Raw genomic sequence first — 15,736 nt, 5'->3', positions numbered from 1 at the left:
ACACGCGGCGGCACCGCCGCGTTCCCGACAACAAGCGGCAGAAAGCGTCATTTCCCAGCCGATGAACATCCAGCCGAAACACACCCAGCCGCTGATCCTTTCGGGCCGCGACGTGACGGCCGTGCTCGGCCCCACCAACACCGGCAAGACCCACCTCGCCATCGAGCGCATGGTGGCGCATGAGAGTGGCATCATCGGCCTGCCGCTCAGACTGCTTGCCCGCGAGGTCTACACGCGCGTCTGCGAGAAGGTCGGCGCCCACAAGGTGGCGCTCATCACCGGCGAAGAGAAGATCATTCCGGCAGCTGCGAAATATTCTGTCTGCACCGTCGAGGCGATGCCGCGCGAGACCGATGCGGCCTTCGTCGCCATCGACGAGGTGCAGCTCGCGAGCGACCTGGAACGCGGCCACATCTTCACCGACCGCATCCTGCATTTGCGCGGCCGCCAGGAGACGCTGCTGCTCGGTGCCGCCACCATGCACGGCATCTTGCAGAAACTGCTGAAGGGCATTTCGGTGGTGACGCGGCCGCGGCTGTCGCATCTCGCCTATGCCGGCTCGAAGAAGCTCACCCGCCTGCCGCGGCGCACGGCGATCGTCGCCTTCTCCGCCGACGAGGTCTATGCCATCGCCGAGCTGATCCGCCGCCAGCAGGGTGGCGCGGCAGTCGTGCTCGGCGCGCTCTCGCCCCGCACCCGCAATGCCCAGGTGGAGATCTTCCAGTCTGGCGATGTCGATTATCTCGTCGCCACCGACGCCATCGGCATGGGGCTGAACCTCGATCTCGAGCACGTCGCCTTCGCCCAGAACCGCAAGTTCGACGGCTACCAGTACCGCAACCTGACCGCCGCCGAGCTCGGCCAGATCGCCGGCCGCGCCGGGCGGCATCTGCGTGACGGTACCTTCGGCGTCACCGGTCAGGTCGATCCGTTCGACGAGGATCTGGTCAAGAAGATCGAAGGACACGACTTCGACCCGGTGAAGGTGCTGCAGTGGCGCACCGTCGATTTCGATTTCACCAGCCTCGATGCCCTGAAGCGCTCGATCGAGACCAACGCGCCGGTCGAAGGGCTGACCCGGGCATTGCCGGTGGTGGACGCCCAGGCGCTGGAACATCTGTCGCGCGACGAGGATATCCGCGCGCTTGCCAGCGGCAAGGAGCGCGTGGCGCTGCTTTGGGAAGCCTGCGCGCTGCCGGACTACCGCAAGATCGCGCCCGCGCAGCATGCTGACCTTATCGCCTCGATCTACATGGACCTTGCGCGCCATGGCCATGTCGATGAGAATTACATGGCCGAGCAGGTGCGGCGAGCCGACACGACGGATGGCGATATCGACACGCTGTCGCACCGGATCGCACAGATCCGCACCTGGACCTTCGTCTCCAACCGACCGAACTGGCTGGCCGATCAGCTACACTGGCAGGAAAAGACGCGCGAAATCGAAGACAGATTGTCGGATGCGCTGCATGAGCGGTTGACGAAACGCTTCGTAGACCGCAGGACTTCCGTCCTCATGCGGCGCCTTAGAGAAAATACCATGCCTGAAGCCGAAATCAGCCCAACCGGAACCGTCCTCGTCGAAGGCCATCACGTCGGCGAGCTGCAGGGATTCCGCTTCACCGCCGACCAGAGCGCCGGCGGCGAGGATGCCAAGGCGGTGCGCACCGCCGCCCAGAAGGCGCTCAGCACGGAATTCGAGGCGCGCTCGGAGCGCTTTGCCGCCTGCGCCAACGGCGATCTGGCATTGGGCTCGGACGGCATATTGCGCTGGATCGGCGCACCGATCGGCACGCTGGTCGCCGGTGACGAGGCGCTGAAGCCGCGGCTTGTGCTGCTTGCCGACGAACAGCTCACCGGGCCGGCCCGCGACAAGGTCGCGGCGCGCGCCGAGCGTTTCGTCAATTTCCAGATCGAGTCGCTGCTGAAGCCGCTCGTCGACTTGAAGAATGCCGACCAGCTCGCCGGCATCGCGCGTGGCATAGCCTTCCAGCTCGTCGAGCATTTCGGCCTCATCAACCGCCGCGACATCGCCGAGGAAATGAAGTCGCTCGACCAGGAGGGCCGCGCGGCACTGCGGCGCCTTGGCGTGCGCTTCGGCGCCTACCACGTCTTCGTGCCGGCGCTGATCAAGCCGGCGCCGGCCGGGCTGGTGACGCTGCTCTGGGCGCTGAAGAACGAGGGCAAGGACAAGCCGGGCTTCGGCGACGTCGTCCATGCGCTGGCGTCGGGCCGCACCTCGGTGGTCATCGACCCGGCCTTCGACAAGACCTTCTACAAACTCGCCGGCTACCGCAACCTCGGCCGCCGCGCCGTGCGTGTCGACATTTTGGAAAGGCTCGCCGATCTCATCCGCCCGGCGACCAACTGGAAGCCCGGCCTCGGTCAGCGCCCTGACGGCGCTTATGACGGCCACGCCTTCATGGTGACGCCGCCGATGATGTCGATCCTCGGCGCCACCGCCGACGACATGGAAGAGATCCTCAAGGGCTTGGGCTATCGTTCCGAGCCGAAGCCGGCCGCCGAAGTCAAGGCCAAGCTCGACGCGCTGGACAGCGCCGCCCGCGAAGCCGCCGCCGCGAAGCTCGCCGCGGAAGAGGCCGCGCGCGCTGCAAAGGCGGCTGAGATGCCGGCTGCCGATACCGCCGCCGAAGGCTCGGAACCGATAGCCGAAATACAAGCTACCGAAGCTACGACCGACGGAGGCACGGAGTCTGCCGCTGAGGCCGGCGTAGAGCCCGTGTCGGAAGAGCAGCCTCAAACTGAAGCTGTAGGAGAAGCCGCTCCTGCGCCAGAGCAGGCCACCGAGGCTCCGACCTCCCCCTCGATGGGGGAGGTCGCGGCGCGAAGCGACGCGGGTGGGGGTGATGGCGCCGGCGATGCAGACGGCACCAATACCGCCGGTGCCGGCGCTCCCCCCGCCCCGGCGCTGCGCGCCGACCCTCCCCACGAGGGGGAGGGTAAGGCCGGCGAAGCCCCAGCCGAGCAAGAAGAGCCGAAGCCGATCCTTCTGTGGCGACAGGCGCGCTTCGATCATCAGCGCCCGCGCCATCGCCACCATGACAACCGACGCGATAACCGTCAGCGCGGCGCACTGACTGCGCATGATGGCCAGGCGGGCGCCACTGGCGGCCAGGCCGGAGATCGGCCGACCCACGAAGGCCGTCGCGACCAGCGCGACGGCGCCGGCAAACCTCGCTTCGATCGCTCGAAGTTCAAGCCGAGGCCGGAAACCGGCGACCGCCGCGAGGGGCGGCCGGACTGGAAGGGCAACAGGCAGGGCGGCAAAGGAAATGCCGCGGGCGACAACAAGCCGGCCTTCCAGAGCAAGCCACGCGAGGAGCGTCCGCAGCGCTTCGACCCGGATTCGCCCTTCGCCAAGCTCGCCGCCTTGCGCGACCAGCTGAAGAAATAGCCTCGGCCGGTGCAATGGTTGGAGAAGGACGCCAGCGCATCGACAAATGGCTGTTCTTCTCGCGCGCGGTGAAATCGCGCTCCCTGGCGGCGAAGCTCGTCATTGCAGGACGCGTCCGCATCAATCGCGACAAAGCAGCGCAGGCCTCGGATCTGGTCAAGGCCGGCGATGTCCTGACCATCACGCTCGACCGCCGTATCATGGTCTGGAAAGTGCTTGGGCCAGGAACCCGGCGCGGCCCGGCGGAGGAAGCGCGACTGCTCTACGAGGATATGTCGCCCCCACCCACGCCCAAGGGTGAGGCCGTTCCCGACGCCATTCCGGCGCTGCGCGAGACCGGCAGCGGCCGTCCGACCAAGCGGGAGCGCCGGCACACCGACCGCCTGCGCGGCGAGGACTAAGCATGTCTCCCGAAAGTGGGAACCGGTTTCGGGACAAAGACATGCGTAAATTCAAAAAACTAAAGCGCAGGGAGCGAATCTGAAAGATCGCGACGCGCTTTAGAAGAGACGACTGAACCGCGTCGCGGCGACCGGTTGGAATTCTGTTCCGCAACGCCGGCTCCGGCAGCAAGCCCCGCCCTTGCCAGCGAAGGGCAAAGGCGTTACCTCACCCTGAAAAGCCCAACAAAAACGGGACGTCCCGGAGCCTGCGATGACCTATGTCGTGACCGACAATTGCATAAAATGCAAATACATGGACTGCATCGAGGTCTGTCCGGTCGACTGTTTCTACGAAGGCGAGAACATGCTCGTCATTCACCCTGACGAGTGCATCGACTGCGGCGTCTGCGAGCCGGAATGCCCGGCCGACGCGATCAAGCCGGACACCGAGTCCGGTCTCGACAAATGGTTGCAGGTCAATTCCGAATACGCCGAGAAATGGCCCAACATCACCGCCAAGAAAGAGCCGCCGGCAGATGCCAAGACCTTCGACGGCGAGACCGGAAAGTTCGAGAAATATTTCTCGCCGGAGCCTGGCGAAGGCGACTGACTGCCGAGCCGGCTAGGTCGGCATGACGCAGCGTAACAGGCCCGATACAATTGCTGTCTTGACAGACAGCGACGGCGTTTGGCGTTAGCGAACGCAGCAAAACCTTGATTCTTCCGACTTTTTGTGCTACATGAGCGAAACATGCCGGTGACACAACGTCGATTTATGGCGCTAACGCCCCAAATCACTGAAAGGTGAGCTTCTCAATCCGGACCAGAGCGATCTGGGGCAGGCGGGTCGCATTCGTGCGATTTGTCGGTCTCGGTTTTTCCGGTGGGTTCACCTGTTGTGCGGCTAACGGTCGGCTATCGCCGATCGCGTGGGTTTCAGCCGGCGCCGCCATGCCGGCGCTACAACTAAGGAGTTCAGGGCGTAATGGCAACGATCACCCCGCAGAAGAAGTCCACCGCAGCCCGCCACGGGTTCAAGACCGGCGAATTCATCGTCTATCCGGCGCATGGCGTCGGCCAGATCGTGGCGATCGACGAGCAGGAAGTCGCAGGTCACAAGCTGGAACTATTCGTCATCGATTTCCAGAAGGACAAGATGCGGCTCAAGGTGCCGGTCGCCAAGGCGACCTCGATCGGCATGCGCAAGCTGTCGGAAGAGGATTATGTCGATCGCGCGCTGAAGGTCGTGCAGGGCCGCGCCCGCATCAAGCGCACCATGTGGTCGCGCCGCGCGCAGGAATATGATGCCAAGATCAATTCCGGCGACCTGATCTCGATCTCGGAAGTGGTGCGCGACCTCTACCGCGCCGACAACCAGCCGGAGCAGTCCTATTCCGAGCGCCAGCTTTACGAAGCCGCGCTCGACCGCATGGCCCGCGAGATTGCCGCCGTCAACCGCATGTCGGAGACGGAAGCCGTGCGCCTCATCGAGGTCAACCTCAACAAGGGTCCGAAGCGCGGCGCCAAGGCCGACAACGAGGAAGCCGAGCAGGAAGAAGCTGCCTGAGCTTTTTCGCTTTCCGAATACGAAAAAACCCGGCTCGAGCCGGGTTTTTTCGTTGCGAGCAACGTTGGCAAAGTCAGCGCTGCTCCTCATCCGCCTGCCGGCACCTTCTCCCCGTATAGTGACGGGGAGAAGGAAGACGGCCGTGGCCTCGGCAATCATTCTGCACGTCGACAGTTGGCGAAATCATTCATGACGGCGTCTTTCTCCCCGTCACTATACGGGGAGAAATGCCCGGCAGGGCAATGAGGGGCAGCGCAGGCCTACGAAGAAATCGTACCTGATCCCTCTCTGCCGCCTTCCCTTTGCGCCTCCTCCTGCCGCAGCGAGGCGATGAAGCGCTTGGTCCGCTCGCGCTCCGGATTGTCGAACACGACCGAAGCCGGGCCCTTTTCGACAATCGAGCCGGCATCGAGGAACACCACTTCCTGCGCGATCTTGGAAGCAAGCCGCAGATCATGCGTGGCCATCACCATGGTGGTGCCTTCGCGGGCCAGTTGCCCCAGCACGTCGACCACTTCCTGCGCCAGTTCCGGATCGAGCGCCGAGGTCGGCTCGTCGCAAAGCAGCACGCGCGGCGACGGCGCCAGCGCCCGGGCGATCGCCACCCGCTGCTGCTGGCCGCCCGACAATGTCGCCGGCCAGGCATCGGCCTTGTGCGCCATGCCGACCTTTTCGAGCAGCGCCATCGCCCGCTCGCGCGCCCTTGTCTCGGACCACTTCAGCACCGTGATCAGTCCTTCCATGACATTCTCGATCGCGGTCCGGTGCGGAAAAAGCTGGAAATTCTGGAACACCATGCCGGTCTGCAGGCGCACGCGCTGCACATCCGCCGCCGGCACCTTGCCGCCCGGCCGGAACGCAAGCGTCTCGTCGCCGATGCGCAAGATGCCGGAGGTCGGGATCTCCAACAGGTTGATGCAGCGCAAAAGCGTGCTTTTCCCGCCGCCCGAGGGGCCGACCAGCGCCGTCACGCTGCCCTCGTCGATGCTGACGGTGACGCCCTTCAGGACAAGGTTGTCGCCAAAACGCTTCTCGATGTCGGTGAGGCCGATCATGCGTTGGCCTCCAGGAACCCGCCATAGCGGTTGAGCCGCACCTCCAGCCGCGCCTGCAGCGCCGACAGCACCGAGCTCATCGCCAGGTAGAGCGCGGCCGCCTCGACATAGAGGATCAGCGGCTCGTACGTGGTGGCGACGACGCGCTGCGCTGCCTGGAACATCTCGGGCACCGTTATTGCCGCCGCGAGCGAGGTGTCCTTGACCAGCGAGATGAAGGTGTTGGAAAGCGGCGGCACCGCGACCCGGCCCGCTTGCGGCAGAATGGTGCGCCGCATCGCCTGGCTCCAGGTCATGCCGATCGAGTAGGACGCCTCCCACTGCCCCTTCGGCACCGAGCCGATGACGGCGCGGATGATCTCCGACGTGTAGGCGCCGATGTTGAGCGTGAAGCCGATCAGCGCGGCGGGAAAGGCATCGAGCAGGATGCCGACCGACGGCAGGCCGTAGAAGATCAGGAAGAGCTGGACCAAGAGCGGCGTGCCGCGAAAAATCCAGACATAGAAGCGGACGAGCGCAACCAGAGGCTTGGGGCCGAACAGCCGGACCAGCGCCGTGACCAGCCCGGCGATGAGCCCAAGCGCGAAGGACAGCAGCGTCAGCGGCACGGTGAAGATCAGCGCCGCCCACAGCAGCGTCGGCAGCGACTCCATCATCAGTTGCAACCAGTGCGGCACGGAGCCCTTCTCCTTTCCGGATGCTGCGACCACCTCCGGCCGGCAATGCCCGAAGAATATCATGCAAAAACCGGCGGGCCGTCAAAGACGACCCGCCGGAACTCAAAAGGAAATACGTATGGTTTACTGCGAGACGTCCTGGCCGAAATAGGTGTCCGCGATCTTCTTGTAAGTGCCGTCGGCCTTGATGTCGGCCAGCGCCTTGTTGATCGCGGCGACCAGTTCCGGATCGCCCTTGCGCACGATGACGCCGGAATAGTCGGCGTTCTCTTCCTGCGCGGCGATCTTCACATTGGCGTCCGGCTTGTGCTTCTTGAAGTCGAGGAAGGATAGGCTGTCGTTGATGGTGGCGTCGGCGCGGCCGGTGAGCAGCAGCTGGATCGACTGGTCGAAGCCGTCGGTGCCGACCAGCTCGGCGCCGTTGGTTTCGGCGAGCTTGCCGAAATTGGACGTCAGCGACTGCGCCGACTTCTTGCCCTTGAGATCGGCGAAGGTCTTGATGTCGCTGTTGTCGGCGCGCACGATCAGCACGGCCTTGGAAGCGATGTAGGGGTCGGAGAAATCATACTTGGCCTTGCGGGCATCGGTGATGCCGACCTCGTTGATGACGGCGTCGTAGCGATTGGCGTCGAGACCGGCGATCAGACCGTCCCACTTGCCTTCGAGGAACTGGACCTTGACGCCGAGCTTCTCGGCGATCGCCTTGGCGATCTCGACGTCGAAGCCGACCAGCGCGCCGGATTCGTCATGATAGGTGAAGGGCGCGTAGGTGCCTTCCGTGCCGACCTTGATGACGCCTGCCTGCTTGATCTGGTCCAGATTGGCGCCGGCATGGCCGGCGGTAACCGCCAGAACCTGCAGGGTTCCGGCGACGAGAAGCGATTTGAGCCATTTCATTTTTCTGTGATCCCGTTTTGACCGGTGCCCCGGCGCATTGTGAGAGCCGCAAACTGGCAGATAGATGTCCACGAAATAAGGAACCAGATTTCAAAAATTGGCTCAGCCAGAAATCCGATCCTCAAAATCCATGCAAATCGCGGCAGGCGAACATGCCGGGCCGATAACAAAACCATGCCCGCGCATCGGGCGTGCGCCTCCGCCGCAACGGAACCATCCATGCGCCTGACACGTTGCAGGCTGTTGTAGGGCGCGGCAGCGTCTTTTCAACCTTCATCAGCGTAACGACCGCCAAGAGGAGCCGGCATGATCGAGGACGTGGCAGGACGGACACTGGTCCGGGCGGCGATGAAGGCTCCCTATCTCGAGCGCGAGGAGGAGCATCTCCTGGCGATACGCTGGAAGGAAAAGAACGACCAGGACGCGCTGCACCTGATCACCGTCGCCCATATGCGCCTGGTGATTTCCATGGCGTCGAAATTCCGCCACTACGGCCTGCCGCTCGGCGACCTGATCCAGGAAGGCCATGTCGGCCTGCTGGAGGCTGCGGCCCGCTTCGAGCCTGCCCGCGAGGTGCGCTTCTCGACCTACGCCACCTGGTGGATCCGCGCCTCGATGCAGGACTACATCCTGCGCAACTGGTCGATCGTGCGCGGCGGCACGAGTTCGGCGCAAAAGGCGCTGTTCTTCAATCTGAGGCGGTTGCGCGCGCGCCTCGCCAATGGCGCCGAGCCGATCTCCAACGCCTCGCTCTACCGCGAGGTCTCGGCCGCGCTCGGCGTGCCGGAGGCCGACGTGGCGATGATGGATTCGCGTCTTTCGGCTCCCGACAGCTCACTCAACACCCCTTTAGCCGACGAGAACGGCGCCGCCGAGCGGATGGATTTCCTGGTCTCGGAGGATCCGCTTCCCGACGAGGTGGTCGGCGAAACGATCGACATCGAGCGTCGCGCGGTCTGGCTGAAAAGCGCGCTTGGCGCGCTCAACGCCCGCGAGCTTCGGATCATCGAGGAACGGCGGCTGAGCGATGACGGCGCCACCCTGGAATCGCTCGGCGAGGCGCTCGGCATCTCCAAGGAACGCGTCCGCCAGATCGAAGCGCGCGCCATGGAAAAGCTGCGGGCGGCGCTGGTCAAGCAGAACCCTGAATTCCTTGCGGAAGCAGCCTAAGCAACAACTTGAAGTTGCTAGCGTGAATATTTATTAAATAAACATATCTCGCCATCGCAGCAGCCTTTCTTCTTTTCCATATCGGCGTATTGTGAATTCTTTAACAGACCCGCGTGCCGCAATTGGTCTTTGTGAGCCAATAGACCATAGCGGATGGGGGATTTGCCATGCTGCGATGCTACGCGTTCCTTGCAGCCTTGATCCTCGTGGGCCTCACGGCGTTCGAAGCGCATGCGGATCGCAGGGTTGCCTTTGTGATCGGCAATTCCGAATACCGAGAAATCCCGGCGCTTAAGAACCCGGACAAGGATGCTCAGGACGTGGCGAACACGTTCCGGCTGGCCGGCTTCGACGTGTTCGTCGCCAAGGATCTCACCAAGCTTCAGTTCGAGGCGCAGTTCCGAAACTATCTCGCCGCGGCGGACGGCGCCGATCTCGCCGTCGTCTATTATTCGGGCCACGGCTTTCAGATCGGCGGCGAGAATTTCCTGATCCCGGTCGATGCGTCGCTGAAGGCCGCGGCCGATATCGAGGTCCAGGCGATCAAGCTCGACGACGTGCTGCAGCAACTGCGCTCGAAGTCGAAGATCCAGGTGATCATCCTCGACGCTTGCCGCAACAATCCGTTTCCGCGCAAGGACTATTGGCTGCGCGACCAGCTGATCGTCGCCGGCGGCGCCGGCCTGGCGCAGGTGAAGAGCTCGCTGAACACGCTGATTGCCTTCGCCACCGAGCCCGGCGCTGTCGCCTATGACGGTACCGGCGACCTCAGCCCGTTCTCATCCGCCTTCTCCCGCCGCGCTCTGGCGCCGAACCAGGAGATACGCACGGTGATGGCGGCCGTGCGCCGCGACGTGGTCAAGGCCACCAACGGCAGGCAGGTTCCGTGGGAGAACTCCTCGCTGATCGACGACGTGGTGCTGGTGCGCAGCGCAAGCCAACCGGCACCGGAGACAGTCCAGCCGTCGGGCGTCGCACCTGTCGCGCTGAACCTGCCCAGCGGTGCCGCCGAGGCGATCGAAAGCCGCGACATCGGCATTCCTGTCGGCGTCGGTCCGGTTTCGTTGAAGCTGGACTTCCCGACCAGGGATCCCGCGGTCAGCCTCAAGCTCGCGAGTTATCCGGCAACCGGAACGCTGTCCCTGCCGGATCGCGCGCTGCCGCCTCAATCGAGCCTGACGGCCGATGAAGTCGACGATTTGCGCTACGAGCCGCAGATCGGCTCGGCAACTCCTGTCGAGGTTGGCTTCGAAATCCGCGCCGGCAACGCGTCCAGGTCGGCGACGATGAAGCTGTCGCCAAGCCTCAACCCCTGCGACCAGGCCGCGGGCGCACAGCTCGACCTGCAGGGCGTCGTCCCCGGCAGGTTGCCGAACGAGATCGGCGGCGCGGCTGTCGAGGCCTGCGAGGCGGCTGTGAAGGCTTACCCCGATGTCGCCCGCTTCCACTACGAACTCGGGCGGGCGCTGCTGGCGGCCGGCAAGGTCGACGAGGCCAGGAAGGCCATCCAGGATGCTGCCGACAAGGGACATGTCCGCGCCGTCTTCGAGCTCGGCTACATTGCCTCGTCCGGAATAGGGACGGCCGTAGATCCAGTGAAAGCGAGCGGCTTCTATTCGCAAGCTTCCGACAAGGGAGACCCCTACGCCATGGCCGCGTGGGGACGCGCCTTGTTCAATGGTCTCGGCGTCCAGCGCGATACCGACAAGGGGCTGGACCTGCTGCTCAAGGCGGCGGCGATGGGGCATGTCAATGCCATGAACGATCTCGCGCTGATCTTCCAGGAAGGCCGCAATGGCGTGCCCGCCGATCCGGCCCGCGCCCTGGCTTTTCTCAAAGCCGGCATCAAGCGGCAAGACGTATATTCGATGAGCATTCTCGGTCTTCCCGCGCGCAGCGAGTTAACGGTTGCGGTGTGCAAGCCCAAGATCGTGCGAAAAACAGTCACGAAGATAAAGGTGGTCCGCATACCCACGCCAAAGGCCGTCGAGACACCGGTCAAGCCAAGACAGAAAGATACTGGTCCGGCGTCCTGGCGCGGCAATGGCGGTGATCGTCCCGAGCCCCGCGGCGGCAGCGGCGGCGGATCCGACAGTGGCAGCACCGACGGCGGCACCGAAGGCGGCACCACCGGCGGCACCGAAGGCGGCACCACCGGCGGCACTGAGGGCGGCACGACCGGCGGCACTGACGGGAGCACCACCGGCGGCACTGACAGCGGTACCAGCGGCGGCTTCGACACCGTCAGCGGCGATGGGCTCTGACGACGGCGGCAGCGACGGCATGCCCGGACCGACCGAATAGACGGCGTCGAGCCAAATCCTGGCGGAGCCGCATGAACGCGGACGCCGGCCCCTACTTGTCGGTGACGATCTTTACCTTGTCGCCGGCCGACACGGTCGCGCCGGGCGACATTGCATTCAGCACGCGGAACAGGTCGAGCTTGCGGTCGACGCCGACCATCTGCGCGGCAAGCGTGCCCATGGTCTGGCCGGCCTGGACGGTCACCACCCGGATATGCAGCGGCTTCAGCGCCGCCTTCTCGGTTGCGCTCAGCGTGCGGAAGGAACCGCTGACCGAGCGCGCGACCGGCTCCAGCGCGGTGCTGGCCGAAGGGGCGGCGGTCAGAAGCCGGTAGACCTGCGCGCCGGCCCGGATGACCGCGATATCGAACTGCCAGCCTTGCGCGCTGGCATGCGCCATCGCGGCTTCGTTGCCGTTGACCGTTTCCTGGCGCACGCTTGAGTCTTCCAGTCCGGCGACCCAGCCGCTGCGGATGTAATCGGCCAGCGCCACCGACTTGTCGATCGCCACGCCGTCGAAGCGGATGGCGATGTCGCCAGGTCCGGTCGCGGTCACCGCGGCCGCCGAATTGTCGATGACGAAGCTTTCCGGCACCGAGAACGAGACGCCGAGGCCGGGATGCATGAAGGTCTGGCCGCGCACATAGCCCTCTTCCGGCGTGTCGCCGTAGAGCAGGCCGTCTATGCCGGCGAGGAAGGCATCGCGGTCGCGCGTGCCGACGCCCGGCGCCCCGAAGTTGCGGGCAAGCCGCTGCGCCAGTTCGATGCGCTGCGGCGTGTTGGGGTGCGTGGCCAGGAAGTCGAGGCTGGCATCGGTGGCGCCGCTCACCGAGCGGAAATCGGTATAGGCCGACATCGACTGCAGGAAGCGGCCGGCGGCATACGGATCGTACCCTGCCTCGCCGATCGACTTGATGCCGATGGCGTCGGCCTGCAGTTCCTGGTTGCGCGAGAACTGCGCGAGCTTCAGCTTGCCGCGGATGAGTGCTGCCTTGGCGGTCGGGCTGTCGCCGAGCACGTCGGAGACCACCTTGGTCGCCAGACCTTCCTCGGCCTCGAGCTGCTGCCGCTGCAGGCCATGATTCGCGGTGACGTGGCCCATCTCATGCGCGATGACGGCGGCGAGCTCGGAGGAATCATTGGCCAGCGCGAGCAGCCCGCGCGTGACATAGAGATAACCGCCCGGCAGCGCGAAGGCGTTGACGTTGGGCGAATTGAGGATGGTGATGCGATAGGTCTGCGTCGGATTGGCCGACACCACCGTCAGGTTGCCGACGACCTTGGCCACCATGCGCTCGAGCTTCGGATCGGAATATTCGCCGCCATAGGTTGCCAGGATGCGCGGGTGCTGCGCCTTCGCCATGTCGGCGAGCTTGGCATTGGCGACGACATTGTCGACCGTGATCGGCCTGTCGGAGGGCTGGAAGCCGGATTCCTGGACATCCGGCGGCGTGAACATCTGGCAGCTCGCCAGCGCCACGGCAAAGCTGGCCAACGCGAAAAATCGCGTCAGCGGCTTCATCCACACTTTCTCCGCGCCGGTCGGCAGATCGGCTTCCTTTCGAAACTCTTTCGGCAAATCGCGGCCCACCCGGACCAGCATGGCCGGACCTAGCCACACTCCCCCGGACAAGGCAAGCAAACGCCGGATCACCCGTTGCCGGTTTGGCCGTAAATTATGTCCGCTTCCGGGCAATGTGTTGTGATCCGGCAACGCTGCCGCCTCGATCACCGATATAGCGCCGGAAGGCGTCCGGTCCAGAGCGGTCGAAGAAGTCGGCGGCCGGCCCCGTTGCCGCGACCCTGCCCTCGTCCACAAACACGATCTCCTGGCCGATGCGGCGCGCATCCTCCGGCTGGTGGGTGACGAAGAGTGCAGTCATGTGCCGTTCGGCGTGGATGTCGGCGACCAGATCCAGCATGTCGTCGCGCAGCGCCGGACCGAGCGAGGCAAAAGGCTCGTCGAGCAGAAGCACAGGCCTGTCGCGTAAGAGCACCCTCGCCAGCGCGACGCGCTGCCGCTCGCCGCCGGAAAGCTCGCGCGGCAGCCGTTTCTCTTTGCCGGCAAGGCCGACGCGCGTCAGCGCTTCCGCGACCGCGTGGCGGTCGGCGGAGGTGAGCTTGAGCGATGGCGAGCGGCCGAGCCCGACATTGCCCTCCACAGAGAGATGGGCGAACAGATTGTTTTCCTGGAACACCATCGACATCGGGCGCGCCGAAGGCGGCGCATTGCCGACATCGATCCCACCGATCAGCACTTTGCCCGCGCTTGGCTTTTCAAAGCCGGCGACCAGATTGAGCAGCGTCGATTTTCCGGAACCGCTCGGTCCCATGATGGCGGTGATCCTGCCGGCGGCGAATTCGGCATCGAAGCGGAACGATGCCTCGCCATAGCTGAACCAAACGTCCTCCAGCCTGACGGCCAGCCCGGCCCCCGCCACAATGCCGTTGTTGGTCGTCGTCATGCCTTTGCTTCCCGCCCCAGCCAATCGGCGGCGACCACCAGCATCAGGCAGACGAGGCCGAGCAGCAAGGCCAGCCCCGCGGCGTCGGCGGTCCGGTAGCTGCCCATGCGCGCGAGCAGAAGATAGGGCAAGGTCTGCACCGCATCGCTGCCGAACAGCGCGATCACGCCGAGATCGCCGAGCGACAGCGCCATGGCGAAGGCGAAGCCGGTGGCCAAGGGCCGCCTGAGCGACGGCCAGTCGACCAGGCGCAGCCGATTCCAGCCGGAAATGCCGAGCGCTACGCAGAGCCGCTCATGGCGCTCGCTTGCCGCATCGTAGGCCGGACGAACGGCGCGGATGGCGAAAGGCATCGCCATCACCGCATTGACGGCGACGACCATGACGGGCGCGATGGCGAAGACATCCGTGACGCCGCGCAGCGCCAGGAACCAGCCGGCGCCGACCACGATCGGCGGCACGACGAGCACGAAACCGGCGCCGGTGTCGGTGGCATGCTCGAGCAGCGACATGGCGCTGCCCGCGCGACGGCGCAAGGCCAGCGCGCGCCGCGCCGCGATGAGCGAGAGCGATAGCGTCACCGAAAGCAGCGCCGAGACGAAAGAGAGACCGGCGCTGGTGAGCGTCGCCAGGCGCACGGCGTCCTCGCCAGCCAGCCGGCCGAGATCCGCATCCAGCCCGGCGAGTACGGTCGCCGCCATCGGCCCGGCGACGAACAGCAGGGCAAGCGCGATCAGGCCGGCGTTCAGAACGGCCTCGACCTTGCCGGTTGCAAGATAGCGGCGCGGCGCCACCGGCAGATTGGCGTCGCCGACCGTGTTGGCGCCGAGCCGCATCAGCACGGCGACGACAACGACGGTCAGGCCGATCTGCAGCAGCGTCAGCACCACCGCCCGGGCCGGATCGAAATCGAAGCGCAGCGCCTGGTAGATGGCGACCTCCAGCGTCGTCGCCGACGGCCCGCCGCCGAGCGTCAGCACGATGGTGAAGGACGTGATGCAGAGCATGAACACCAGTCCGGCGACGCCCGGCAATGCCGCGCGCAGCGCCGGCCATTCGATCAGCCGCAACGCCGGCCGGGCGCCCATGCCGAGCTGGCTCGCCAGCCGCCACTGGTCGGTGGGCACGGTAGCCAACGATTCCAGGAACAGGCGCGTGGCCAAAGGCAGGTTGAAGAAGACATGCGCGATAAGGATACCGGACAGGCCGTAGATGCCGGGCCATTCCCCGCCGCCGAATTTACCGAGGACGCCGGCGAAATAACCGGCGCGGCCATAGAGCGCCAGCACGCCGAGCGCCGCGACGATCGCCGGCAGCGCCAGCGGGACGGTGAAGAGCTGCAGGATCAGCCGACGCCCGGGAAAGGTCGGGTGCCTGGACAGGGCGCGCGCGACCAGCATCGCCGGCGCGACCGACAACAGCGTCGACAGCAGCGCCTGCCACAGCGTGAAGCGGGCGACGCGCAAGAGATAGCCGTCGAAGGCAGCGAGAGCGCCGGACGGGTCGTGCACGCCTTCGACAGCGAGACCGGCGAAGGCGCCGCCGATGAGCAAGGCGATTACCGCGAGGGCAACGATGCCGGCGGTGACGCGGAAGTCAGAGCGCGGCGCGGACTGCACGCTGCACCACTTGGGTTTGAGCTAGCGAACGCTGAGTTCCTTCGCGCCCCCCTCTGTCCTGCCGGACATCTCCCCCTCCAGGGGGAGATTGGAAGCTCGAGCGCCCCGCTCAGTCCTGCAACGTTTGAGATTGGCGAAGGTCGAGGTGACAGCCAATCTCCCCCCTTGAGGGGGAGATGTCCGGC

General features: G+C 65.2%; 12 protein-coding genes. 6 read left to right on the top strand and 6 right to left on the bottom strand.

Going from position 1 to position 15,736, the window contains the following annotated elements; translation table 11 throughout:
- Window positions 1-61 precede the first annotated feature (61 nt).
- The 4 genes from EJ071_RS08510 to EJ071_RS08495 all read left to right on the top strand — a co-directional run bounded on the left by EJ071_RS08510 (window position 62) and on the right by EJ071_RS08495 (window position 5,365).
- Window positions 62-3,415 carry a helicase-related protein gene (locus tag EJ071_RS08510; protein ID WP_126097478.1) on the top strand — a complete coding sequence of 1,118 codons (3,354 nt, stop codon included), beginning with the start codon at window positions 62-64 and terminating at the stop codon, window positions 3,413-3,415.
- 14 nt (window positions 3,416-3,429) lie between these two features.
- Complete coding sequence (locus EJ071_RS08505; protein WP_126097477.1) at window positions 3,430-3,816, top strand: RNA-binding S4 domain-containing protein; 387 nt, start codon at window positions 3,430-3,432, stop codon at window positions 3,814-3,816.
- A gap of 253 nt (window positions 3,817-4,069) precedes the next feature.
- The gene (gene fdxA, locus EJ071_RS08500) at window positions 4,070-4,408 is read left to right on the top strand and encodes a ferredoxin FdxA (protein WP_059189985.1); all 339 of its coding nucleotides are present in this window, start codon (window positions 4,070-4,072) and stop codon (window positions 4,406-4,408) included.
- Window positions 4,409-4,783: 375 nt separating this feature from the next.
- Entirely contained in the window at window positions 4,784-5,365 is a 582-nt protein-coding gene (locus EJ071_RS08495; protein WP_040974338.1) for a CarD family transcriptional regulator, read from the top strand.
- Between the two features lie 260 nt (window positions 5,366-5,625).
- On the opposite strand, the gene EJ071_RS08490 is transcribed toward EJ071_RS08495, so the two are convergent.
- The 3 genes from EJ071_RS08490 to EJ071_RS08480 all read right to left on the bottom strand — a co-directional run bounded on the left by EJ071_RS08490 (window position 5,626) and on the right by EJ071_RS08480 (window position 7,994).
- Window positions 5,626-6,420 (bottom strand): amino acid ABC transporter ATP-binding protein, encoded by a 795-nt coding sequence (locus EJ071_RS08490; protein ID WP_126097476.1) that lies wholly within the window; start codon window positions 6,418-6,420, stop codon window positions 5,626-5,628.
- Complete coding sequence (locus EJ071_RS08485; RefSeq protein ID WP_126097475.1) at window positions 6,417-7,097, bottom strand: amino acid ABC transporter permease; 681 nt, start codon at window positions 7,095-7,097, stop codon at window positions 6,417-6,419. The genes EJ071_RS08490 and EJ071_RS08485 overlap by 4 nt, the downstream gene beginning before the upstream one ends.
- A gap of 123 nt (window positions 7,098-7,220) precedes the next feature.
- Complete coding sequence (locus EJ071_RS08480) at window positions 7,221-7,994, bottom strand: amino acid ABC transporter substrate-binding protein (RefSeq protein WP_126097474.1); 774 nt, start codon at window positions 7,992-7,994, stop codon at window positions 7,221-7,223.
- A gap of 306 nt (window positions 7,995-8,300) precedes the next feature.
- Between EJ071_RS08480 and EJ071_RS08475 the strand changes: the two genes are divergently transcribed.
- Together EJ071_RS08475 and EJ071_RS08470 are read left to right on the top strand one after the other, a co-directional pair.
- Window positions 8,301-9,164 (top strand): RNA polymerase factor sigma-32, encoded by an 864-nt coding sequence (locus EJ071_RS08475; RefSeq protein ID WP_126097473.1) that lies wholly within the window; start codon window positions 8,301-8,303, stop codon window positions 9,162-9,164.
- Between the two features lie 167 nt (window positions 9,165-9,331).
- On the top strand, window positions 9,332-11,428 hold the full coding sequence (locus EJ071_RS08470) for a caspase family protein (RefSeq protein WP_189521427.1): 2,097 nt from the start codon (window positions 9,332-9,334) through the stop codon (window positions 11,426-11,428).
- Window positions 11,429-11,519: 91 nt separating this feature from the next.
- Here EJ071_RS08470 and EJ071_RS08460 read toward each other — a convergent pair whose 3' ends face one another.
- The 3 genes from EJ071_RS08460 to thiP all read right to left on the bottom strand — a co-directional run bounded on the left by EJ071_RS08460 (window position 11,520) and on the right by thiP (window position 15,551).
- Window positions 11,520-12,926, bottom strand: a complete 1,407-nt coding sequence (locus tag EJ071_RS08460) for a M48 family metalloprotease (protein ID WP_245460315.1) — start codon at window positions 12,924-12,926, stop codon at window positions 11,520-11,522.
- Between the two features lie 217 nt (window positions 12,927-13,143).
- Complete coding sequence (gene thiQ / locus EJ071_RS08455) at window positions 13,144-13,932, bottom strand: thiamine ABC transporter ATP-binding protein (protein WP_126097472.1); 789 nt, start codon at window positions 13,930-13,932, stop codon at window positions 13,144-13,146.
- Entirely contained in the window at window positions 13,929-15,551 is a 1,623-nt protein-coding gene (thiP, locus tag EJ071_RS08450) for a thiamine/thiamine pyrophosphate ABC transporter permease (RefSeq protein ID WP_126097471.1), read from the bottom strand. Before thiP ends, thiQ begins: the two co-directional genes overlap by 4 nt.
- Window positions 15,552-15,736: the final 185 nt, after the last annotated feature.

The sequence above is a fragment of the Mesorhizobium sp. M1B.F.Ca.ET.045.04.1.1 genome, from assembly GCF_003952465.1.
Lineage (GTDB): Bacteria > Pseudomonadota > Alphaproteobacteria > Rhizobiales > Rhizobiaceae > Mesorhizobium > Mesorhizobium shonense.
Note: the sequence above shows the minus strand (reverse complement) of the source record. Positions and strands in the feature narration are given on the sequence as shown.